The organism is Kribbella caucasensis (assembly GCF_004361855.1).
In the GTDB taxonomy this organism is placed as follows: Bacteria; Actinomycetota; Actinomycetes; order Propionibacteriales; family Kribbellaceae; genus Kribbella; species Kribbella caucasensis.
In genome coordinates this window covers 48,469-69,487 of record NZ_SNWQ01000006.1, presented here as the reverse complement: position 1 = coordinate 69,487, position 21,019 = coordinate 48,469, and the positions used below count along the sequence as shown (strand labels likewise).

Here is a 21,019-nt window from a genome sequence, read left to right as displayed (position 1 = left end):
ATGATCGATGGCTGGCAGTGGGACAGCACCCTGTTCCAGGGATCGGCCGCGCACTACGAACGCGGCCGGCTGCCCTACGCTCCGGGCTTCGCCGAAACTCTGGCTGATGCGCTCGACCTGGACGGCCAGGGCCGGCTCCTCGATGTCGGCTGCGGGCCGGGGATCGTGCTGCTGGCCCTGGCGCGGTACTTCGCCGAGGCGGTCGGCATGGATCCGGACAAGGACATGCTGGCCGAGGCCGAGCGGCAGGCCGGGCGTCGCGGCGTGACCAACGCGCGGTGGGTGGCGGGCCGGGCCGAGGATCTGCCGACCGGACTGGGCGAGTTCCGGGTGGTGGTGTTTGCGCAGTCGTTCCACTGGACGGATCGTGATCAGGTCGCCGCGACTGTGATGGAGATGCTGGAGCCGGGCGGTGCGTTCGTCCACCTGAGCGATCTGAAGAACCCGCCGGCCGCACCGACTCCGTTGCCGCTGCTCGCGCCGCCGTACGAGCAGATCAGCGAGCTGGTGCGTTCCTACCTCGGTCCGGTACGCCGGGCGGGGCAGGGGACGATCGTCAACGGCACGCCCGGTCGGGAGGATCTCGTCCTGGCGCGGGCCGGGTTCGTGAACTTCGAACGGCATGTCGTGCCGGCCGGCGACGTGGTCGATCGCCCGGCGGATGATGTCGTGGCGTGGGTGTTCTCGCGGTCCGATTCCGCCCCGCACCTGTTCGGCGATCGGCTGGCGGACTTCGAGCGGGATCTGCGGGCCCTGCTACAGGAAGTGGCGCCCGGCAACCTTTTCGCGGAGCACCTGCCGCCCACCGAGATCATGACCTGGCGCAAGCCGCCCGCCTGACTGTTGATAAACTACCTTGTGTCCGGGCTCTCCGGCGTTACTCTCCTCGATCCGCCCGGTGCAGGCGTTGATCACCCTTCCCCCACGGCACGGATAGGACGCCCAGGCTCTCGGTTATGGACACTACTGAGTACCCGACCCAATCAGCCAGGACCCAGCGGTTCACGCTTGGCGTCCCCCGATCCTTCACCCTCTCCCCGGACGGCGAGCGGGTGCTGTTCCTCCGTACCCGCGGCCCCGAGGACCGGGCCAGTTGCCTGTGGATGGTGGACAGCGACGGTGAGCAGCTCCTGGTCGCACCGGAGCAGCTCGGCGCCGACGGCCCGATTCCCGAGGCCGAGCTGGTCCGCCGCGAGCGGACGCGTGAACGGTCCGGGGGAGTGGTCGCCTACTCCGCCGACGCCGCCGTACGGACGATCGTCTTCGCGGTCAACGGCCGGCTCTGGACGCTGGTCGTCGGTGAGACACCCCGGCTGATCCCGACCCAAGGCTCCGTCGTCGATCCGCGCATCGACCCGACCGGCCGACGTGTCGCCTACGTGAGCGACCGGTCGCTCCGGGTAGTAGAGCTTGCCGATGGCAACGATCGGCTGGTGGCCGGTGAGGACGATCCCGAGGTGAGCTGGGGATTGGCCGAACACGTCGCGGCCGAGTCGATGCACCGGACCCGCGGGCACTGGTGGTCGCCGGACGGTACCCGCCTGCTCGCGGCCCGGGTCGATCTGACGCCGGTGCAGCGCTGGTGGATCGCCGACCCCGCGAACCCGGACCGCCCGCCCCGCGAGATTCCGTACCCAGCCGCTGGCTCCGACAACGCCCTGGTCTCGCTGCATGTTCTCGACCTGTCCGGTACTGCGATCGAGCTCGACTGGGATCGAAAGGCTTTCGAGTACGTCGTTTCCGCCGGCTGGGACACGACCGGACCACTTGCGAGCGTCCAGTCCCGCGACCAGCGCACCCTGCTGGTTCTCGCCGCCGACCCGGACAGCGGCAAGACGTCCGTCCTGCACGAACAACGCGACCCGGCGTGGGTGGAGATCGTCCCCGGTACGCCGGCACGCACCGCATCGGGCAAGGTCGTCCACACCGTCGACGACACCACGGTCGACACTCGCAGGCTGACAATGGACGGTCTACCGGTCACGCCCGCAGGTCTCCAGATCAGGGAGGTCCTCGAGGTATCGGGCGAGTCGGTGCTGTTCGAAGCGATCGACGAACCGACCGAGCACCACCTCTGGTTGTACGACGAATCCGGGCTGCGGCGCTTGACCGATGAGCCCGGTGTCCACACTGGTACCAGGGCAGGCGACACGGTCCTCGTTGCGTCGAACACCGAGGCGGGCCGCGCGTTCGTAGTACGGAAGGAAGGCTCGCCTGATCGGGAGATCACGTCGCTCGGCGCGAAGCCTGTGCTGACCCCGCGGATCACCTGGTTGCGCGCCGGTGCACAGGAGTTGCGCACTGCCGTGCTCCTGCCTTCCTGGTATGAGCCGGGCCGATCCCTTCCCGTCCTGATGGCCCCGTATGGCGGTCCGGCTGGTCAGCTCGTACTGCGGGCCAGTGGCGCGTGGTTCACGACAGCACAGTGGTACGCCGAGGCCGGGTTCGCCGTGATCATCGCGGATGGACGGGGTACGCCGGGACGTGGTCCGGCGTGGGACAAGACCGTGCACGGCGACACGTTGACGGCTCCGCTGGAAGACCAGGCGATCGCGTTACGCGCAGCGGCGGAGAACTGTCCCGACCTCGACCTGAACCGCGTCGGCATCACGGGGTGGAGCTACGGCGGCACGTTGGCCGCGGCCGCGGTGCTACGGATGCCGGACGTGTTCCACGCGGCGATTTCGGGTGCCGCGCCGAGCGACCAGCGGCTCTACGACACGCATTGGCGTGAGCGGTTCCTCGGACACCCGGACGACAACCCGGAGGCCTACGACCGGTCGTCGCCGATCAGTGATGCGGCCAAGCTGCGGCGGCCGTTGCTGCTGGTGCACGGTCTCGCGGACGACAACGTGGTCGCCGCACACGCCCTGCGGATGTCGGCGGCGCTGCTCGCGGCCGGCCGTCCGCATCAGGTGCTGCCGTTGTCGGGGGCAACACACATGCCGACCGAGGAAGCGGCGGTCGAAGGCCTGATGCGACACCAGTTGCAGTTCCTCCAGGACGCTCTGGGCTCTTAGGAACGGCCAGCTGGGCTGAGGCGGGCGCGGAGTTCGAGGTACTCGACCCGCGCGGCGAACAGGTCGCGGAGTTCCTCGGCGACGTTGTCGAGGAACTCCTCCCGGTACGTCGCGTCCGTCATCAGCGCGATCGAGTAGTAGAGGCCGGTGAAGTTCGCGATCCCGACCGCGACCTTCACCAGCGCCGCGCTGATCAGCAGCGGATGGCCGAGCAGCGTGAACTGGTGCGACCAGCCGCCCGCCTCGACTCCCCAGCTCTCGTAGATGTGCTCGCTGATCGCGAGCATGCCGAAGGCAACGAAGAACGCCCCGACACCGGCACTCACCACAAGGCCCTGCAACCACTGCCGGACCACCAGGTTGATGCTGAGGTTGAGCCGTTGGAGCCGGCGAAGCGGCGGCCCCGAACCGGCCTCGCGTTCGATCTGGTCCAGCTCCTTCGGCAGTCGCAGCACCAGGAAGGCGTCGCTGAGCAGGGCGAACGCGATCGCCAGGACGACGATGAACGCGACCGGCATACCGGAGAACACCTGCCACATCTCCGTGTTCACGAACAGGACCAGCGAGAAGACCAGGAGCAGCGGGAGCGCCCGAACCAGGCTGGCCAGCGAGTTCGCCAGCTCGGCGACGATCCCGCGGATCCCCCAGACCGTCGTACCGATCAGGCCGTAGCCGACCACGGCGTACACCGCGCCGACGAGCACCAGGTTGCCGAGGGCCACGCCGAAGAACTGGCGCCACTGACCCTCGGACGCCAGCGGGAGCAGGGCCGGCAGCAGGACGAATACGGCCAGCTCGGGGATGCCGAAGCGGGTCGGCAACGACCAGAACCGGCGGCCGCGGAGCTTGTTCAGCAGCCCGAATCCGCCCACCAGGATCGCCAGTCCGGCGAGGCCGGCGAGCAGGTTCTGCCAGGGCTCCCATTCGAGCGAGGTCGCGCCCACCAGTTCCGCGATGAACACCAGCACCAGCACCGGCGTCGCCCGGTTGAAGATGTCGTGCGTCGGCGAGTAGTCCTCGATGAACAACGGCAACCCGGCCCGCCGGAACCGCTGCTCGTACTTCGCGACCTCAGGAGGTGTCCCCATGGCAGCGGAGCCTAACGCCCCCGCCCGGCGAGGGCCTGTCTGACGGTTCTCTGCGTGCTGCGCGGCACTCGGCACGGCATCTCGCCGCACTGGAGCAAAGGCCACGATGAACACCGCATCGAGGCCTTCACTCCAGCACACCGAGCTACCGCACCGAGCACCTGCTCGCTACTGCAGAGAACCGTCAGACAGGCCCTAGCCGCACGCGGCGGGTCGTGTCCGGTTGGCGGCGGAGCGTAGTACCGGGGTAAATCATTTTCGTTAGCAAAGGTAATGAGCTAAACTAACGGTATGCCCTCCGTCGTGACGCAGCAGGTGAAGAGTGATGTCGGTCTGGCGACCGCGTTGCGATCGTCGGTGCTGCGGCTGTCCCGGCAGCTGAGGCGACAGCGTGAGGACGGGCACGACCTGACCGCCAACCAGCTCAGCGTGCTCGGTGCGCTCGGCAAGCACGAGGCGATGACGATCGGTGAGCTGGCCGCGCACGAGCAGGTCAAGCCGCCGTCGATGACGCGGATCGTGTCGAACATGGAGGAGGCGGGCCTGGTCGTCCGCCGCCCGCATCCGACCGACAAGCGCCAGGTCGTGGTCGAGCTGACCGACGCCGCGCACACGCTGATCGCCGCCAACCGCCGGCGCCGCGACGAGTGGCTGCAGACCAAACTGAAGAAACTGACCCCTGAGGAGCGCGACATCCTGCGCAAAGCAGCACCTGTTCTGGAACGCCTGGCGGCCCAGTGAGCCCGACCTTCCGCGCGTTCAAAGTCCGTAACTTCCGGCTCTACGCCTCCGGTGCGATCGTCTCCAACACCGGCACCTGGATGCAGCGGGTCGCCCAGGACTGGCTGGTCCTGGAGCTGACCCACTCCGGCACGGCGCTCGGCATCGTGACCGGCCTGCAGTTCCTGCCCGCCCTACTGCTCGGCCCGTACGCCGGGCTGGTGGCGGACCGGTTCCCGAAGCGCAAGGTGCTCACCTGCACCCAGATCGCGATGGCCACCGTGGCTCTCGTCCTCGGCGGGTTGACCGTCACCGGACTGGTCGAGCCGTGGCACGTGTTCGCGCTGGCCTTCCTGTTCGGTGTCGGGACCGCCTTCGACGCACCCACCCGGCAGTCGTTCGTGGTCGAGATGGTCGGCCGCGACGAGCTGTCCAACGCGGTCGGGCTGAACTCGGCCTCCTTCAACGCCGCCCGGCTGATCGGCCCGGCGCTCGCCGGTCTGCTGATCCACTGGATCGGCACCGGCCCGGTGATCATCATCAACGGTTTCAGCTACGCGGCGGTGATCCTGTCGCTGCGGCTGATGCGGGTCAACGAGCTGTTCACGCCGAAGGTCGCGGCCCGGGACAAGGGCATGATCCGGGACGGGGTGCGCTATCTGTGGGCCCGGCCGGACCTGATGATGGTGCTGACCACAGTGTTCTTCGCCGGCACCTTCGGGCTGAACTTCCAGCTGACGTCGGCGCTGATGGCGACCGCGACGTTCGGCAAGGGCGCGGGGGAGTTCGGCATCCTCGGCTCGATCCTCGCCATCGGTTCGCTGGCCGGCGCGCTGCTGGCCGCCAGGCGGGTTCGGGTCCGCGGACGCCTGGTGATCGGCGCGGCCGTGACGTTCGGCGCGATGGTGGTCGTCAGCGGTCTGATGCCGACGTACCTCACCTATGCCGCGGTGTTGCCGCTGGTCGGATTCGCCTCGCTCACGATGCTCACCGCGGCCAACGCGACCATGCAGCTCGGGATCGAGCCGACCATGCGCGGCCGGGTGATGGCGCTCTACATGACCGTGCTGATGGGCGGTACACCGATCGGCTCGCCGTTCATCGGCTGGGTCGGGCAGGAGTTCGGTGCCCGCTGGTCCCTGATCGTCGGCGGCAGCGTCACCCTGCTCGGCACGCTCGCCTCCGTGCTCTACTTCTCCCGCCGCAGCGGCCTCGCCATCCGCCCCCGCCTGCTACCCCGCCCCCGGCTGGAGGTGCTCCCGCGGCTCGAAATGCTCCAACCGGCCGAGGTCCTCGCCGAGCCGGCCGCCATCCCCACCGAGCGCGAACGGCCCAAGAAGCCCGATCCCCGGGTCGCCTAGTTGTGGTAACGGTCAGAATGGGGTGTGACTCATTACGACCTGGTCATCATCGGCACCGGCTCCGGGAATTCGATCCTGAGTCCGGAGTTCGCGGACTGGAAGACGGCGATCGTCGAGCGCGGCACCTTCGGCGGCACCTGCCTCAACGTCGGGTGCATCCCGACCAAGATGTTCGTGCACACCGCCGACCTGGCCGCCACCCCGGCCAAGAGTTCGCGGTACGGCGTGGACGAGGAGCTGACCGGGGTCCGCTGGACCGACATCCGGGACCGCGTCTTCGGCCGGATCGACCCGATCGCGGCGGGCGGCTCGACCTACCGCAGACAGCACGCCGACAACGGGAACGTGACCGTCTACGACGGCACCGGCCGGTTCACCGGGATGAAGGAGCTGACCGTCACCGGGGCCGACGGCGAGACCCGGGTGCTCACGGCGGACCGGTTCGTGCTCGCCGCGGGGAGCCGGCCGATCGTGCCGTCCGTCGCCGGTCTCGACGAGGTCGGTTTCCAAACCTCCGACACGATCATGCGGCTGGACCAGCTACCGCGCCGGCTCGGCATCATCGGCAGCGGATTCGTCGCGGCCGAGTTCGCGCACGTGTTCTCCTCGTTCGGCGTCGAGGTGACCTTGATCGCGCGGTCCGGGTTGCTGCTGCGGCACGAGGACACCGAGATCGCGACCCGCTACACCGAGGTGGCGCAGCAGCAGTACGACATACGGCTGAACCACGACACGGTCCGCGCCGTACGACGTGACGACGGGGCCGTGTCTCTCGAGATGCTGAGTCAGTCGGGGACCGACGAGCTGGTCGTGGACGAGGTGCTCGTGGCCGTGGGCCGGCGGCCGAACTCGGACCTGCTCGACCCGGGCGTCACCGGTGTCGAGGTGGACGAGGCCGGCCGGGTGGTCGTGGACGAATACCAGCAGACCGCGGTCGACGGGATCTATGCGCTCGGCGACCTGTCGTCGAAGTACCAGCTGAAGCACGTGTCGAACCACGAGGCCCGGGTGGTCCAGCACAACCTGTTGCACCCGGACGACCGGATCGAGGCCGACCACCGATTCGTCCCGTCCGCGGTCTTCAGCTCACCGCAGATCGCATCCGTCGGGCTCACCGAGGAGGAGGCGCGCGAGCAGGGCATCCGGTACGTCGTCGGCCGGGCCGAGTACGCCGGGATCGCGTACGGCTGGGCGATGGAGGACACCACCGGATTCGCCAAGATTCTCGCGGACCCGGACACCGGCCTGCTGCTCGGAGCTCACGTGATCGGCCCGCAGGCGTCGACCGTGATCCAGCCCGTCATCCAGGCGATGAGCTTCGGCCTCACCGCCCCCGCCATGGCCCGCGGCCAGTACTGGATCCATCCCGCGCTGCCCGAGATCATCGAGAACGCTCTGCTCGACCTGAAGCTAGCGGAAGGCTGAGATCACTTCGGCGATGGTGTCGAGGGGGTCGAGGTCGTCGTCGAGGTTGGGGAGGCTGAGCATCACCTCGGTGGCGCCGGCCTCGGCGAGTTCGCGGAAGCGGCCGACCTGGTCGGTGATGGTGCCGGCGTTGACCGAGGCGGCGTAACGGGCCGGGTCCTGGTTACGCGGGCGGAGCCGGTTGACCAGGTCGTCGACGTGCTGGTGATCCTTGCCGACGAGGGTGGTCGAGAGGTGGGTCACCGCGATGGTGGGACGGTCCAGCCTCGCCGATTCGGCCCGCAGGTAGTCCGCCTTCTGCCGAACCTTCGTCGCATCACCGAAGACGTTCGCGGCGTCGGCGTACCGGGCTGCCAGTCTGAGCGTGCGCGGCCCGCTGCCGCCGACGAGCAGGGGCAACTTCTCCTGGAGCGGACGGGGATAGCAGGTCGTGTCGGGAACGTCGAGCACCTTGCCGTGGAAGGGTTTGTTGCCCGGTCCCCATAAAACCGGCAGCAGCTGCAAGGCGTCCTCGAGCAATGCATAGCGATCGTTGACCGGCGGGAAGTCCCACCCGTACGCCTTGTGCTCCGCCTCGAACCACGCGAGCCCGAGCCCACAGACCGCGCGCCCGCCCGACAGCACGTCCAGCGTGGCGGCGATCTTCCCGAGATGCGCGACGTTCCGGTACGTGATCCCGGTGACGAGTGTCCCGAGCCGCACGCGTTCGGTGCAGGCCGCGAGATAGGCGAGTGTCGTCCAGCTCTCCAGGAAGTCGTCCCAGGCCCGGCCGACCTGTGGGATCTGCCGGAAGTGGTCCATCACGTAGATCCCGTCGAAGCCGGCCGCCTCCGCCTTGACCGCGACCTGCCGGATCCACTCGCCGGTCGTCTTCCGGCCCGCCTTGTGGGTGTAGCTACTCAACTGCAGCCCGAACCGCAACGAAGCCGGCGCTTCCTCCTGCCGTTGCGCAGCCGCTTCCGCTGCGACAAAGGCTTCCGGTACGACGCGTACCGCGCCCGGCCGCAGGATCCCGTCGTACCCCTCTTCGGGCAGCTCCTTCTTCACCCGTGCCCAGGTCTTCAGTTGCGCGCTGAGCGCATCGGCCGGGATCCGCTTGATCCGTTCGCGGTTCCGCCGCCGGCACTCGGCCGCCGGGGTGTCGAAAGCGACCGCCACACAGGGGATCCCGTGCTCCCGGGCCAGGGCGAGCCAGTTCAGCCGGCGATCCCGGTCGAGGCCGAGCGTGTCGATCACGGTGGTCAGCCGCCGCCCGATCCGTTGCCGGATCACCTCTTCGAGCAGCGCGAACGCGTCCACACTCGCCGCGAGGTCGTCCTCACCCGAACCGACCAGCGCGCGCAGCCGATCGCTCGACACGATCACGTCCGCGGTGAACCGCTCCGCGGCCCAGGACGATTTCCCCGCCGCCCCCGGCCCGACCAGCACCACGACACACGGCGCAGGCAGGTTCCGCTCGCTCAACTCCATGCTTCAGTCTGCCCCGGCGAGGCGTCGAAGCGGGGAACTGGTCGGTGGTGCGCCGTAAGGTGCTGGAATGCGACTGTTTGTGGCGGTGGTGCCGCCTGTGGAGGTTGTCGAGCATCTGACTGATTTCGTGGAACCGCGGCGGTCCCACCCGGACGAGGACATCCGGTGGGCGGCCGACGAGAACTGGCACATCACCCTCGCGTTCCTCGGCGAGGTGCCGGAGTGGAAGACCGACGACCTGAGCGAGCGGCTGGAGCGCGCCGCCCGGCGGCAGAAACCGTTCGACCTGCGACTGTCCGGAGCGGGTGCGTTTCCGAGTGTGGCCGACGCCCGGGTGCTGTGGACCGGGGTGGAGGACGAGGCCAACGCGTTGCGCCCCCTGGCGATGAGGACGCGGGCAGCGGCGAACAAGGCCGGCGTGGAGGTGGCGGGGCGGAAGTTCAACCCGCACGTGACCCTGGCGCGGTTGCGGCGGCCGATGGACGTGGTCCGGTATGTCCGGGTCTTCGACGAGTACCAGAGCCCAGGCTGGACGGCCGAGGGGATCCGGTTGATCTCGTCCCGGCTGGGCCAGGGGCCGAGCCACGGTGCGGCGTACGACACTGTGGGCGAATGGGACTTCTTAGGCTAACCTTCGGAAGGTTAGACAACCCTAACGTTCCCGTCCGCAGTGGAGTACCGCCATGCTCGCCAACTACCTGATCGGTCTCCGGGAGGGGCTCGAGGCGTCCCTGGTGGTCAGTATTCTGGCCACCTTCTTGGTGAAGTCGGGGCGGCGGGATCAGCTCAAACTGGTCTGGGCCGGTGTGGCCGCGGCGATCGCCGTCGCGGTCGCCGGCTGGGCCCTGCTGCAGTTCATCACCGCGCTGACCGCGAAGTCGTTCACCACCCAGGAGACGATCGGCGGGATCATGTCGATCATCGCGGTCGGTTTCGTCACCTGGATGATCTTCTGGATGCGGAAGGCCGCCCGGACGATCGCCAAGGAACTGCGCGAGCGGATGGACCAGGCTCTGCAGATCGGCCCCCTCGCGGTGGTGCTGCTGGCTTTCCTGGCCGTGTTCCGGGAGGGCATCGAGACCGCCTTCATCGTGTACGCGTCGGCCGCGACCGCGACCACGGCGACCCCGTTCATCGGCGTACTGCTCGGGCTGGGGACCGCGGTAGTACTCGGTTTCGCGATCTACAAGGGCGCGGTCCGGATCAACCTCGGCGTCTTCTTCAACTGGACCGGCGCTGTCCTGATCCTGGTCGCCGCGGGCATCTTCGCGTACGGGTTCCATGACCTGCAGGAGGCGAACATCCTGCCCGGTCTGCACACGCTCGCCTTCGACATCTCGAACGTGATCCCGCCGGACAGCTGGTACGGCGTCCTGCTGAAGGGGATCTTCAACTTCAACCCCGCGCCGACCGTGATCGAGCTGACCGCCTGGCTGGTCTACCTGATCCCGGTCATGGTGCTGAACCTCCGTCCGGTCAAGCGCAGTACACCGCCGCCGGTCGTCCCCGCCGAGGCAGAGGCCACCTGAGCCCGAGCTTCACCTGTCCCCAGGAGAAACCCGCATGATCACCTTCACCACCCGCCGCGCCACGGCGACCGCAGTACCGCTGCTGGCCGCTCTGCTGCTCGCCGGATGCGCCGACGAGACCCCACAGGTCACGCCCGGTGACGCCACCGGCCCGGTCGCGGTCAAGGCGACCGAATCCGAGTGCGAACTGAGCCGCCGGGACGTGAAGTCCGGAACCAGCACCTTCTCGGTCTCCAACGGCGGCAGCAAGGTGACCGAGTTCTACGTGTACGCCGAGGGCGACCGGGTGATGGGCGAGGTGGAGAACATCGGCCCCGGCCTGAAGCGCGACCTGATCGTCGAGCTGCCGACCGGCAAGTACCAGGCGGTCTGCAAGCCCGGCATGGTCGGCGACGGTATCCGCGGGGACCTCAACGTCACCGGCGATGCCACCGCCCAGATCGACACCGACACCGCGCTCAAGCAGGCGACCGAGAGCTACCAGCGGTACGTGAACTCCCAGGCCGTCGCGCTGGAGGAGAAGACGACCGAGTTCGTCGCGGCCGTGAAGGCCGGCGATGTCGCCAAGGCGAAGGAGCTGTTCCCGATCTCGCGGACGTACTGGGAGCGGATCGAGCCGGTGGCCGAGTCGTTCGGCGACCTGGACCCGAAGATCGACGCCCGGGTGAACGACGTCGAGCCGGGCACCGAGTGGACCGGCTACCACCGGATCGAGCAGGCGCTGTGGGTCTCCAACACCACCAAGGGGATGGAGAAATACGCCGACCAGCTGCTCGTCGACGTGAAGACCGTGGTGGCGAAGGCGAAGGTGGTCAAGCTCAACCCGCTGCAGCTCGCCAACGGAGCGAAGGAACTGGTGGACGAGGTCGCCACCACCAAGATCACCGGTGAGGAGGACCGCTACTCGCACACCGACCTGTGGGACTTCGAGGCCAACGTCGAGGGATCGCAGGCCGCGATCCAGGCACTCCGGCCGGCTCTGCAGCAGCGGGATCCCGCACTGGTCACGACGCTGGACACGAACTTCAAGGCGGTCTTCGCGGCCGTCGACAAGTACCGGGTGGGCGACGGCTTCAAGCCGTACCTGCCGACCGAGGCCGAGCGCAAGGAGCTCAGCACCGTGATCGACGCGCTGGCCGAGCCGGTCAGCAAGGTCGCCGGAGTGATTGCGAAGAAGTGATGAGCGAAGATCAGAAGGAAACCGGTCAGAAGAACACTGGTAAGCAGCGTGCCGGGATCTCGCGTCGCGGTCTGATCGGTGCGGCGGGTGCGGCCGTGGCCACCGGCGTCGCCGGGTACGCCGCACACTCGATCGTGTCGACGCCGGAGTCGCAGGCGACCGACACGACCGGACCGGTCGAGTTCTACGGCGAGCACCAGGCCGGGATCACCACGCCGGTCCAGGACCGATTGCACTTCGCCACCTTCGACCTGACCACGACCAAGCGGGACGAGCTCATCTCGTTGCTGAAGAAGTGGACCGCCGCGGCCGCGCTGATCACGGCCGGCCGCGACATCGGCCAGTACGGCGCGATGAACGGCCCGGCCCAGGCGCCACCCGAGGACACCGGGGAAGCGGTCGGCCTGCCGCCGGCCCGGCTGACCCTGACGATCGGGTTCGGGACCAGCCTGTTCGTCGATGCCAAGGGCAACGACCGGTTCGGGCTTGCGGATCGCCGGCCGGCCGCGCTGGTCGATCTGCCGCACTTCATCGGCGACAACCTCGACCCGGCCCGCAGCGGTGGCGACATCGCGATCCAGGCCTGCTCCGACGACCCGCAGGTCGCGGTCCACGCGATCCGCAACCTGGCCCGGATCGGCTTCGGCACCACATCGGTCCGCTACTCCCAGCTCGGCTTCGGCCGTACGTCGTCGACGTCGCGGGCGCAGACGACGCCGCGCAACCTGTTCGGTTTCAAGGACGGCACGAACAACCTCAAGCTGGAGGACACCGCCAAGCTGGAAGACCAGCTCTGGGTCCAGCAGGAGGACGGCCCGGAGTGGATGGTCGGCGGCGCGTACCTGGTCTCAAGGCGGATCCGGATGATGATCGAGACCTGGGACCGGACGTCGCTCAGCGAGCAGGAGGGGATCGTCGGAAGGGGCAAGGGCACCGGTGCGCCGCTGGGCAAGGCGGACGAGTTCGACGCGATCGACTTCGAGGCCAAGGGATCCGACGGCGAGCTCAAGGTGGCGACCGAGGCGCACGTCCGGCTCGCCCACCCGTCCTTCAACAACGGCGCCGAGCTGCTCCGTCGCGGCTACAACTTCGTCGATGGCTCGGACGGCTTGGGTCGCTTGGACGCGGGCCTGTTCTTCCTTGCCTACCAACGGGATCCGCGCAAGCAGTTCATCCCGGTCCAGCGCCAGCTGGCCCGCTCCGACGTCATGAACGAGTACATCCGGCACGTCGGATCGGGGATCTTCGCCTGCCCACCCGGTGTCCAGACCGGCTCCTTCTGGGGCGAAAAACTCTTCGTCTGACTCACTCCCAGGTCTTGGCCTCCCGGTCGAACACCTCGCTCTCGACGGGAAGCATGCAAAGCAGGTGACCACCGGGCGCCCGCAGTACCCGGCACTCCTGCCATTGGTTGACCTGTACGGCTCCGAGACCGATGAGCCGTGCGGTCTCCGCCTCCACGTCGTCCGTCTCGATGTCGAGGTGGTACCGCGGTGCGTCGTCAACGGACTGCACCGCGGTCTCCATCCCGGCCAATGCCCCCGGCAACGAGACGAACTGCGGCTCCTCCGGCAGCGGCCGGGCCTCAACCCCCAACGCCGCCGCCCAGAACGCCGTCGCTTGCCCAGCCTCATCCTTCGGCGTATCGATCAACAACGCATACACACGACTCCGATGCATACCCACCACCCTAAGTTCACCGGCTTCCGGTTGTATCCGGCTACTTGACGGCTCCGGAGGTTACGCCGGCTACGAAGTGGCGTTGGGCCAGGAGGAAGCCGATGACGACAGGGACGCTGACGATCAAGGCTGCGGCCATGATCTGGTTCCAGTAGATGTTGGTCTGGGTGGAGTACTGGCGGAGGCCGACGGACAGGGTGCGGTTGGCCTCCGTGGTCATGACCGAGGCGAACAGGACCTCACCCCAGGCGGTCATGAACGAGTAGATGGCCACCGCGATCACACCCGGACGGGCCGCGGGCAGCACGACCCGGCCGAGTGCGCCCATTGGGCCGCAGCCGTCGACCATCGCGGCCTCGTCGAGCTCGCGCGGAATGCTGTCGAAGTACCCGGCCAGCATCCAGATCGAGAACGGCAGGCTGAAGGTCAGGTACGTGATGATCAGCCCGATCCTGGTGCCGACGAGTTGCAGCCCGGTCGAGTTGTTGATGTTCACGAAGATCAGGAACAACGGCAACAGGAACAGCACACCGGGGAACATCTGCGTGGACAACACGGTCGTGCTGAACACCGTCCGCCCGCGGAACCGGAACCGCGACACCGCGAACGCCGCCAGGATCGCGATCGCCACCGAGAAGACGGTGGCGACCACCGAGACGATCGTGCTGTTCACGAAGTACCGGCCCAGCGGCACCGTCTTCCACATGTCCACGAACGGGGTGAGCGTCAGGTTCGACGGCCACCAGGTGAACGGGCCCTGGACGTCCCGCAGTGGTTTCAGCGACGAGGTGGCCATCACGTACAGCGGGATCAGCACGAACAGGCCGAGCACGGCCAGTACGGCGGCCCGGTAGATCTTGAACCCTTTGGTCTCACGCACGACGCGACCTCCTTCCGGTGACGAGCAGGTAGATGCCGGTGACGATCATCAGGAAGATCAGCAGCAGCACGGACATCGCCGCACCGGTGCCGAAGTTCCACGTCAGGAACGACGCGTTGTAGATGTGGAAGGTGATCAGGTCACCCGCCGGCGGCTGCGCCGTACCGAACAGCACGTACGGCGTGTTGAAGTCGCTGAACGTCCACAGGAACAGCACGAGCACCAGCACCAGGTTGACCGGCCGCAGCGACGGCAACGTGATGTTGCGCCACTGCCGCAGGTTGCCGGCGCCGTCCACCGACGCGGCCTCGTAGAGATCGCGCGGGATGCTCTGCAGACCGGCCATCAGGGTGAGGAAGGCGAACGTCCACAGCTTCCAGGTCGCGACGGTGATCAGCGAGATCAGCGCGTTCGAGCCGATCAGCCAGAACGGCCGGTCGGTGCTGAGGCCGAGGTTGTCGACCAGGATGTGGTTCACGATGCCGGTGTCGCGTTGCAACATGAAGTTCCAGGTCAGGATGCCCGCGTACGCCGGTAACGCGTACGGCACCAGGAACAGCGTCCGGACGAAACTCCTTCCCCGGAACGGGGGCTGCAAAGCGACGGCGGCCGCCATCCCGAGAACCCAGGAGAGCGCGACCGTGATCAGCGAGAAAGCGACGGTGACGCCGAACGACTTCAGCAGTCCCTCGCCGATGGCGTTGTCGAAGTCGACCGCCACCTTGTAGTTGCCGAGCCCGGCCCAGGGCGCGGCGGACCAGTTCGCGATGTAGAACTTGGTCAGTTTCACGAAGCTCATCCAGATCCCGACCAGCATCGGGATGATGTGGATGAGCAGTTCCAGCAGCACCGCCGGAGCCAGCAGCAGATACGGCAGCCACCGGCCCAGCCCGGGCCGGCGCTCCAGGCCGCGCTTGGTGTTCCCGGGCTTCGCGGCGGGCTCCGCCGGGGCCTCGTGCGTGGCGACGGACATCCAGGTCGCCTCCTTGTCCTCGAATCGCGGCTGACACGGACGTTGCGTCCGAAGAAGTGTTGCCTATGGCCCACACTTCTTCGGACGCAAGGCGTCGGTTGTCAGCTGCTTGCGGCGACCTGGTCCTCGGCGGTCTTGAGGGCCGCCTTCACGTCCTCAGCGGTTACTGTGCCGCCGGTGGCGATCTTGGCGAACATGCTGTTCATCGCCTTACCGACAGTGCTCTCGTACTGGTCCTCGGCCGGCACCAGCGGCAGCGGCTTGGACTTGGTGTTGTAGATGTCGGAGAAGATCGCGGCCTCTTCGGCGTTGTCGGTGAAGACCGGCTTCGCGTCCTTCAGCACCGGCAGCGACGCGAACGGCTTGCCCAGCGTGCTCTGCGTGGTCGCGTCCGTCATGTACTTGACGAACTTCAGCGCCGCGTCCTTGTTCTTGGTGTTCTTGAAGATCGACAGGTTGATCCCGGCGACGTGGCTCGCGGTCTGGTCGGCCGAGCCCTGCGGAGCCGGGAACGCCACCACGCCGTACTCGCTGCTCTTCATGCCGTTGGCGGCGATCGAGGAGTCGGCGTTGTTCTGGTTGATGATCATCGCGACCTTCTTGGTGGCGAAGTCGTTCACCGACTTGGTGCCGTTGTCGTACTGCGCGTTCGACGGGTTGGCGACCTTGTCCTTCTGCATCAGGTCGAGGTACCGCAGTACGCCCTGCACGTTGCCGTCACCGGTGAAGGTCGGCTTGCCGTCGGCATCGAACCAGGCGGCGCCGTTCTGCGCGGCGTTGATGAAGGCGAAGTGCACGTTCTCGGTGTAGCTGCCGGCCGCGAGCGCCATCCCGTACTGGTTCTTCGCCGGGTTGGTCAGCTTCTTGGCCGCCGCGACCATCTCTTCCCAGGTCTTCGGCGGCTGCAGCCCGGCCGCGGCGAACATCGCCTTGTTGTAGTACATGCCGTAGGCCAGACCGTAGAGCGGTACGGACGTCGGGTCGGTGCCCTCCTTGCCGCCGGTCGCCAGGGCCGTCGGCACGAACTTCTCCTTCCCGCCGATCGCGGTCATCGCGTCGCCGTCGAACGGCAGGAACGCGTCGGTCGCCTGCAGCGACGCGGCCCAGGTGTTGCCGATGTTCACCACATCCGGGGCCTGACCGGAGGTGATCGCGGTCTGGATCCGGGTCTGCAGGTCGTTCCAGCCGATCACTTCCAGATTGACCTTGATCCCGGTCTCCTGGGTGAACTTCTCCAGTACCGGGGTCAGCACCTGCTTGTCGTTGTCCAGGCTGGTGCCCTGGTTGCTGGCCCAGTAGGTCAGCGTCGTGTCTCCACCACTGCCGCCAGAGGAGTCGCCCGAGTCGCTCCCACCGCAAGCGGCCAGGCTGATTCCCAGGGCGGACACCGCTGCTGCGGCTACAAGCGAACGCAGTCTCACGTCGGACTCCCTCGTCCCTCGAGCCTCCGGCAGGGAAGCGGAGGCTGGTCGCGCCCATAGTGGCCTAACCGGTTAAGTACGTAAACCCGAACCGGTTCAGTTGGTGTTGGTTCGTTACTGGAGCGTGACCTGGCGGGCAGGCCGCTGCAGGTTACCGGCCCGCTTCGCGCACAACTGCGCAAGTCAGCGGGGCGCGGCGGCGGAGGAATCGCGGGGGCGGAGTTCGCCGGGCGGGGCATCGTGGTGGAGGTCGCTCTCGCCGGCGGCGATCTTCAGCAGCAGGTCCGCCGCGGCACGGCCGCGTTCCATCGTCTTCTGGTCGACCGCGGTGATCCCCGGCCGGGCCAGTTCGCACAGCGGCGAGTCGTCCCACGCGACGATGGACAGCTCGTCCGGCACCGCTGTTCCGAGCTCGGTCGCCACCCGCAACGCGGCGACCGCCATCAGGTCGTTGCCCAGGACCAGGGCGGTCGGCCGCTCCTTGGCCGCCAGTACGGTCCGGGTCATCTCGGCACCTTCCTCGTACCGGTAGCTGCCCTCGAAATGCGTCACCCGGATCCCACGCCGCCTCGCGTGCTCCTGCAGCAACCGGACCCGGAGCTGCTCGTGTACGAAGGTGAACGGCCCACTGACATGCACGATGTTCTCGTGTCCCAGCTCGGCCAGGTGGTCCAGCAGCAGCGTCACCGTCTCCTCGGGCGAGCTGATCAACCGCCCGACCCCGTCGTACGGCGCGTTCGAGCTGACCACGACACACGGCACGCCGAGATCCTTGAGCAACGGGATCCGCGGATCCTCGTTGTGCTCGTCGAACAGGATGAACCCGTCCACCCGGCCCTGCCGGCTCCACCGCCGGAGTACGTCGAGATCCTCGCCGTGCTCGCCGGTCAGCCGGAGCAGCAGGGATGAGTCGACCTCGTTCAGGTACTGCTCGATGCCGACCAGGGTGCGCATGTAGAACGCCTCGGTCGAGATCAGCGCGGGGTCGCGGGCGATCACGATGCCGATCGTCCGGGTCCGGCTCGCGGACAGCGCGACGGCGGCCGAGTTCGGGTGGAAGCCGAGCTCCTCGGCCAGGTTGAGCACCCGTCGCCGGGTCTCCTCGCTGACCCCGGCACGGCCGTTCAGCGCGTACGAGACCGAGGCCTTGGAGATGTCCAGCCGGCGGGCCAGGTCGCTGATCGTGACCCGATGGCTCCGGCGCGCGCCACCGCCCGCCGGACCGTCGCTCGCAGCCTCTTCGCCGCTCAGGGATCCGGGTGTCGTCATCTCTCGCTCCCACCCCGCATGGCGGGAAGGCTAGCAGCGGTCTGCCGCGACAGGCCGGTCACTGCCATTCCGTGCTGGAGTTGGATAGCGTTATCCAATGGTCCAAGAGTACTCCGGAGAAGCCGTCGAACGTCTCGATTTCCTGCCTTGGGAGTACGCCCGCCGGGGGACTGAGACCGATCGCGGGAGGCAGGCCGAGCGGCATCGCCGGCTCGCCGACGCAGGCAAGACCGAGCTGGCCGCGGACGTCTACATCGCCTCGACGGCGGCGGTCTTCTGCGACGTACTGCGGATGGGGGAGCGTTCCTATCTCGCCGCCCACGCCTACGTCACCGGGGAGATCGAGATCGGCGCGGACTCCACCGTCAACCCGTTCTGCGTGGTCCGCGGCAAGGTCTCGATCGGCGGCGGAGTCCGGATCGGCGCGCACACCTCGCTGCTCGCGTTCAACCACGGCACCGCGCCCGATCAGCCGATCTTCCGCCAGCCACACACCGCCCGCGGGATCACCGTCGGCGACGACGTCTGGATCGGCTCGAACGCGATAGTCCTGGACGGCGTCACCATCGGCCCGCACAGCATCGTCGGCGCCGGCGCGGTAGTCACCAAAGACGTCGACCCCTGGTCCATCGTCGCCGGCAACCCCGCCCGAAAACTCCGCGACCGCCGCCCCTCAACCGTTGCGTCCGAAGAAACGAGCCCCAGAGCGCTCACTTCTTCGGACGCAACCACCCATCCCACCGCGGACCTCGCTGAGCGGGCGGCCGCGTTCGCCGGCCGGGCGCGGGAGCAGGTCGGTGACATCTTGAGCCGGTGCTACGACGGCGAGCGATTCGTCGACCGCCCCGGACTCGACCACGAACCGGCAATCCGCCCCTGGTGCGACGCCATCGAGATCTCCGACCTCCTGCTCCGCCGCGCCCCCGAGGGCCACACCCGCGACGACCTGGTACGCCGCCTCCGCGCTCGCCAGGACCCGTCGACCGGCCTCGTCGCCCCCGGCGACCTGTCCGACCGCGCCCTCGAGCAACTCGCCGACGTGTCCGACGGCGACCTCGAGCGCCCCACCGACCTCGACGTTCTCCGAGGGCCAGCCAGTTACCACATCCTCTGTGTCGGCTATGCCCTCCAGGTCCTCGACAGTTGCTTCGAGCACCCGATCCGGGCGGCCCATCGACTCGGCAATCTCGAGGCCCGGCTCGACGCGTTGCCCTGGGCAAGAAATGCCTGGAGTGCCGGTTCGGGAATAGATGCCCTCGGCACCGCGATCACCCGAAACCTCAACGACCACAAGGAATCCGCCGACCCCGTCTACAGTATGTTCGGCTGGCTCCTGGCCCGCGCCGACCGTAGTACAGGCATGTGGGGACGCCCACACCCCGACGACGGCTGGCTCCAGGTGGTCAACGGCTTCTACCGGCTGACGCGCGGAACCTACGCCCAGTTCGGCCTTCCGTTGCCCTATCCCGAGGCTGCGATCAAGACCGTCCTCGCGCACACCCAGGATCGCGCCACCTTCACCGGTGACGGGTACAACGCCTGCAACATCCTCGACGTCATCCACCCCCTCTGGCTCGCCCGAAAGCAGACCGGCTTCGGCCGCGCGGAGGGCGAGCGCTGGGCCGAGACCGTCCTGGCCGGCATCCTCGACCGCTGGGTCGACGGCGCCGGTTTCGCCTTCGCCCCCGACGGCACCGACGACCGTGCGATCCCCGGCCTGCAAGGCACCGAGATGTGGCTGGCCATCATCTGGCTGCTCACCGACTACCTCGGCTACTCCGACGCCCTCGCCTACCGCCCCCGAGGCGTCCACCGCCCCGAACCCCTGGTTGCACTGCCCTCCATCGGAGTCAACTAGCCTGAGGCAGTGGACCCTCGGACCAGGCGGCTCGTCACCTCTCTAGTACTGCTGTCCCTCGTCGCCATCGTCGTGGTCGCCGCCATCCTGCGCTGATGTCAGTGCCACGACGACAGGCCTGGCTCGAGCGGTAGGGGATAGCAGCCGTCCACCAGCTCGACCCGGCCGTCCGCCGGGAGTAGGCCGCTCTCGACGTAGATCGTGTTCGGCAGCGCGGCCAGTACGTGGATGTGGGCCCCACCCCCGTGCGACGCGTACGGCACCCCGAATCCCGCCGCCATCAACCCGATCTCCAGGCAATCCGTCAACCCACCGGCCCGGCGCAGATCGGGCTGAACCACCCCCACCCCACCACCGGCCAGCAGATCCCGGAACGCCTCCTGCCCGTACCGGTTCTCCCCGGTCGCGATCGGGATGTCCAGCTTCTCCGCCAACCGAACATGCCCATCCGTATCACCAGCCGGCAACGGTTCCTCGAACCACCGGCAGTCCAGCTCCTCGTACACCCGCCCACGCCGCAGCGCCTCGCTGAACCCGAACGCCTGGTTCGCATCCACCATCAGCGGCGCGTCCGCCCCGATCACCGCCCGGACCGCCCTTATCCGGCTCACGTCCTCGGTCAACGGCCCGCCGCCGACCTTCATCTTCACGCCGCGGAACCCCTGTTCCATCGCCTTCGCCGATACCGCCTCCAACCCGGCGACGTCCAGCTCCAGCCACCCGACCATCGCGTACGCCGGGATCGTGGTCCGCTGCGCTCCGAGCAGCCTCCAGACCGGCACCCCCAACGACTTGCCGAGGAGATCCCACAGCGCCAGGTCGATCGCCGAGATCCCGTACGACGAGAGTCCGGCCGTGCCCTGGTAGTCGGTCAACTCCCGCAACGTCTTCCGGATCCCCCGGATCAGCGTCGGATCCTCGCCGATGATCACCGGCGCGAGCTGATCCGTCACGATCTTGGCCAGCACGGCCGGAGAACTCACCACCCGGCCGAAGTGCGAGTCGCTCACCCCGGAGACGCCCTCGTCCGTCTCGACGATGACCCGCGTACGGCCGTTGCGATCGAGCAACTGGATCGCGTCGCGGACGGGGTGCTCCTTCGGTTCGGACACCACGTCGACGGTGATCCGGGTGATCTTCATTCG

General features: G+C 67.9%; 17 protein-coding genes and 1 pseudogene. 10 read left to right on the top strand and 8 right to left on the bottom strand.

The features are described from left to right. Window positions 1–840 carry a class I SAM-dependent methyltransferase gene (locus tag EV643_RS13995; protein WP_133800494.1) on the top strand — a complete coding sequence of 280 codons (840 nt, stop codon included), beginning with the start codon at window positions 1–3 and terminating at the stop codon, window positions 838–840. Window positions 841–956: 116 nt separating this feature from the next. Then, on the top strand, window positions 957–3,020 hold the full coding sequence (locus EV643_RS13990; RefSeq protein WP_133800493.1) for a S9 family peptidase: 2,064 nt from the start codon (window positions 957–959) through the stop codon (window positions 3,018–3,020). On the opposite strand, the gene EV643_RS13985 is transcribed toward EV643_RS13990, so the two are convergent. Further along, window positions 3,017–4,108 carry a hypothetical protein gene (locus EV643_RS13985; RefSeq protein ID WP_133800492.1) on the bottom strand — a complete coding sequence of 364 codons (1,092 nt, stop codon included), beginning with the start codon at window positions 4,106–4,108 and terminating at the stop codon, window positions 3,017–3,019. The two genes, EV643_RS13990 and EV643_RS13985, sit on opposite strands and share 4 nt — an antisense overlap. A 291-nt stretch (window positions 4,109–4,399) precedes the next feature. Between EV643_RS13985 and EV643_RS13980 the strand changes: the two genes are divergently transcribed. Genes EV643_RS13980 through EV643_RS13970 form a run of 3 tightly spaced genes read left to right on the top strand, consistent with a single transcriptional unit; the run spans window position 4,400 to window position 7,614 of the window. After that, window positions 4,400–4,849, top strand: a complete 450-nt coding sequence (locus tag EV643_RS13980; protein ID WP_133800491.1) for a MarR family winged helix-turn-helix transcriptional regulator — start codon at window positions 4,400–4,402, stop codon at window positions 4,847–4,849. Beyond that, complete coding sequence (locus tag EV643_RS13975) at window positions 4,846–6,189, top strand: MFS transporter (RefSeq protein WP_133800490.1); 1,344 nt, start codon at window positions 4,846–4,848, stop codon at window positions 6,187–6,189. The genes EV643_RS13980 and EV643_RS13975 overlap by 4 nt, the downstream gene beginning before the upstream one ends. 24 nt (window positions 6,190–6,213) lie before the next feature. Further along, window positions 6,214–7,614: a mycothione reductase gene (locus tag EV643_RS13970; RefSeq protein ID WP_133800489.1), complete on the top strand. Its 1,401-nt coding sequence runs from the start codon at window positions 6,214–6,216 to the stop codon at window positions 7,612–7,614. Here the strand turns inward: EV643_RS13970 and EV643_RS13965 are convergent. Next, window positions 7,600–9,084 (bottom strand): LLM class flavin-dependent oxidoreductase, encoded by a 1,485-nt coding sequence (locus EV643_RS13965; protein ID WP_133800488.1) that lies wholly within the window; start codon window positions 9,082–9,084, stop codon window positions 7,600–7,602. The genes EV643_RS13970 and EV643_RS13965 overlap by 15 nt on opposite strands. A 67-nt stretch (window positions 9,085–9,151) precedes the next feature. Between EV643_RS13965 and thpR the strand changes: the two genes are divergently transcribed. The 4 genes from thpR to efeB are packed head-to-tail and all read left to right on the top strand — an operon-like array spanning window position 9,152 to window position 13,097. Beyond that, window positions 9,152–9,715 (top strand): RNA 2',3'-cyclic phosphodiesterase, encoded by a 564-nt coding sequence (gene thpR, locus EV643_RS13960; RefSeq protein ID WP_133800487.1) that lies wholly within the window; start codon window positions 9,152–9,154, stop codon window positions 9,713–9,715. A gap of 52 nt (window positions 9,716–9,767) precedes the next feature. Beyond that, window positions 9,768–10,613, top strand: a complete 846-nt coding sequence (efeU, locus tag EV643_RS13955; protein WP_133800486.1) for an iron uptake transporter permease EfeU — start codon at window positions 9,768–9,770, stop codon at window positions 10,611–10,613. A gap of 34 nt (window positions 10,614–10,647) precedes the next feature. After that, a complete protein-coding gene (gene efeO / locus EV643_RS13950) occupies window positions 10,648–11,793 on the top strand; it encodes an iron uptake system protein EfeO (RefSeq protein ID WP_133800485.1) in 1,146 nt (381 codons plus the stop codon). Next, complete coding sequence (efeB, locus tag EV643_RS13945) at window positions 11,793–13,097, top strand: iron uptake transporter deferrochelatase/peroxidase subunit (RefSeq protein WP_133800484.1); 1,305 nt, start codon at window positions 11,793–11,795, stop codon at window positions 13,095–13,097. Before efeO ends, efeB begins: the two co-directional genes overlap by 1 nt. Before the next feature lies 1 nt (window position 13,098). Here the strand turns inward: efeB and EV643_RS13940 are convergent, their stop codons facing one another. From EV643_RS13940 to EV643_RS13920, 5 genes are all read right to left on the bottom strand, one after another. Then, window positions 13,099–13,473: a VOC family protein gene (locus tag EV643_RS13940; RefSeq protein WP_133800483.1), complete on the bottom strand. Its 375-nt coding sequence runs from the start codon at window positions 13,471–13,473 to the stop codon at window positions 13,099–13,101. 40 nt (window positions 13,474–13,513) lie between these two features. Beyond that, window positions 13,514–14,353 carry a carbohydrate ABC transporter permease gene (locus tag EV643_RS13935; protein ID WP_133800482.1) on the bottom strand — a complete coding sequence of 280 codons (840 nt, stop codon included), beginning with the start codon at window positions 14,351–14,353 and terminating at the stop codon, window positions 13,514–13,516. Further along, a complete protein-coding gene (locus EV643_RS13930) occupies window positions 14,346–15,326 on the bottom strand; it encodes a carbohydrate ABC transporter permease (RefSeq protein WP_133800481.1) in 981 nt (326 codons plus the stop codon). Before EV643_RS13930 ends, EV643_RS13935 begins: the two co-directional genes overlap by 8 nt. 101 nt (window positions 15,327–15,427) lie before the next feature. Further along, on the bottom strand, window positions 15,428–16,747 hold the full coding sequence (locus tag EV643_RS13925) for an ABC transporter substrate-binding protein (protein ID WP_133800480.1): 1,320 nt from the start codon (window positions 16,745–16,747) through the stop codon (window positions 15,428–15,430). A 183-nt stretch (window positions 16,748–16,930) separates the two neighbouring features. After that, window positions 16,931–18,016: a LacI family DNA-binding transcriptional regulator gene (locus tag EV643_RS13920; RefSeq protein ID WP_133800479.1), complete on the bottom strand. Its 1,086-nt coding sequence runs from the start codon at window positions 18,014–18,016 to the stop codon at window positions 16,931–16,933. 97 nt (window positions 18,017–18,113) lie between these two features. Between EV643_RS13920 and EV643_RS46680 the strand changes: the two are divergent. Further along, window positions 18,114–19,871: pseudogene (locus EV643_RS46680) on the top strand (acyltransferase); the annotation flags it as partial. A 101-nt stretch (window positions 19,872–19,972) separates the two neighbouring features. On the opposite strand, the gene EV643_RS13910 reads toward EV643_RS46680, so the two are convergent. After that, on the bottom strand, window positions 19,973–21,016 hold the full coding sequence (locus EV643_RS13910; RefSeq protein WP_133800477.1) for a mandelate racemase/muconate lactonizing enzyme family protein: 1,044 nt from the start codon (window positions 21,014–21,016) through the stop codon (window positions 19,973–19,975). Window positions 21,017–21,019 lie beyond the last annotated feature (3 nt).

Bases quoted from the DNA above. Each gene is read 5' to 3' on its own strand.
- EV643_RS13965 (WP_133800488.1), bottom strand. From the start codon at position 9,084: ATGGAGTTGAGCGAGCGGAACCTGCCTGCGCCGTGTGTCGTGGTGCTG.
- EV643_RS13910 (WP_133800477.1), bottom strand. From the start codon at position 21,016: ATGAAGATCACCCGGATCACCGTCGACGTGGTGTCCGAACCGAAGGAG.
- efeB (WP_133800484.1), top strand. From the start codon at position 11,793: ATGAGCGAAGATCAGAAGGAAACCGGTCAGAAGAACACTGGTAAGCAG.
- EV643_RS13980 (WP_133800491.1), top strand. From the start codon at position 4,400: ATGCCCTCCGTCGTGACGCAGCAGGTGAAGAGTGATGTCGGTCTGGCG.
- EV643_RS13995 (WP_133800494.1), top strand. From the start codon at position 1: ATGATCGATGGCTGGCAGTGGGACAGCACCCTGTTCCAGGGATCGGCC.
- EV643_RS13990 (WP_133800493.1), top strand. From the start codon at position 957: ATGGACACTACTGAGTACCCGACCCAATCAGCCAGGACCCAGCGGTTC.
- thpR (WP_133800487.1), top strand. From the start codon at position 9,152: ATGCGACTGTTTGTGGCGGTGGTGCCGCCTGTGGAGGTTGTCGAGCAT.
- EV643_RS13920 (WP_133800479.1), bottom strand. From the start codon at position 18,016: ATGACGACACCCGGATCCCTGAGCGGCGAAGAGGCTGCGAGCGACGGT.
- efeO (WP_133800485.1), top strand. From the start codon at position 10,648: ATGATCACCTTCACCACCCGCCGCGCCACGGCGACCGCAGTACCGCTG.
- EV643_RS13985 (WP_133800492.1), bottom strand. From the start codon at position 4,108: ATGGGGACACCTCCTGAGGTCGCGAAGTACGAGCAGCGGTTCCGGCGG.
- EV643_RS13930 (WP_133800481.1), bottom strand. From the start codon at position 15,326: ATGTCCGTCGCCACGCACGAGGCCCCGGCGGAGCCCGCCGCGAAGCCC.
- efeU (WP_133800486.1), top strand. From the start codon at position 9,768: ATGCTCGCCAACTACCTGATCGGTCTCCGGGAGGGGCTCGAGGCGTCC.
- EV643_RS13940 (WP_133800483.1), bottom strand. From the start codon at position 13,473: ATGCATCGGAGTCGTGTGTATGCGTTGTTGATCGATACGCCGAAGGAT.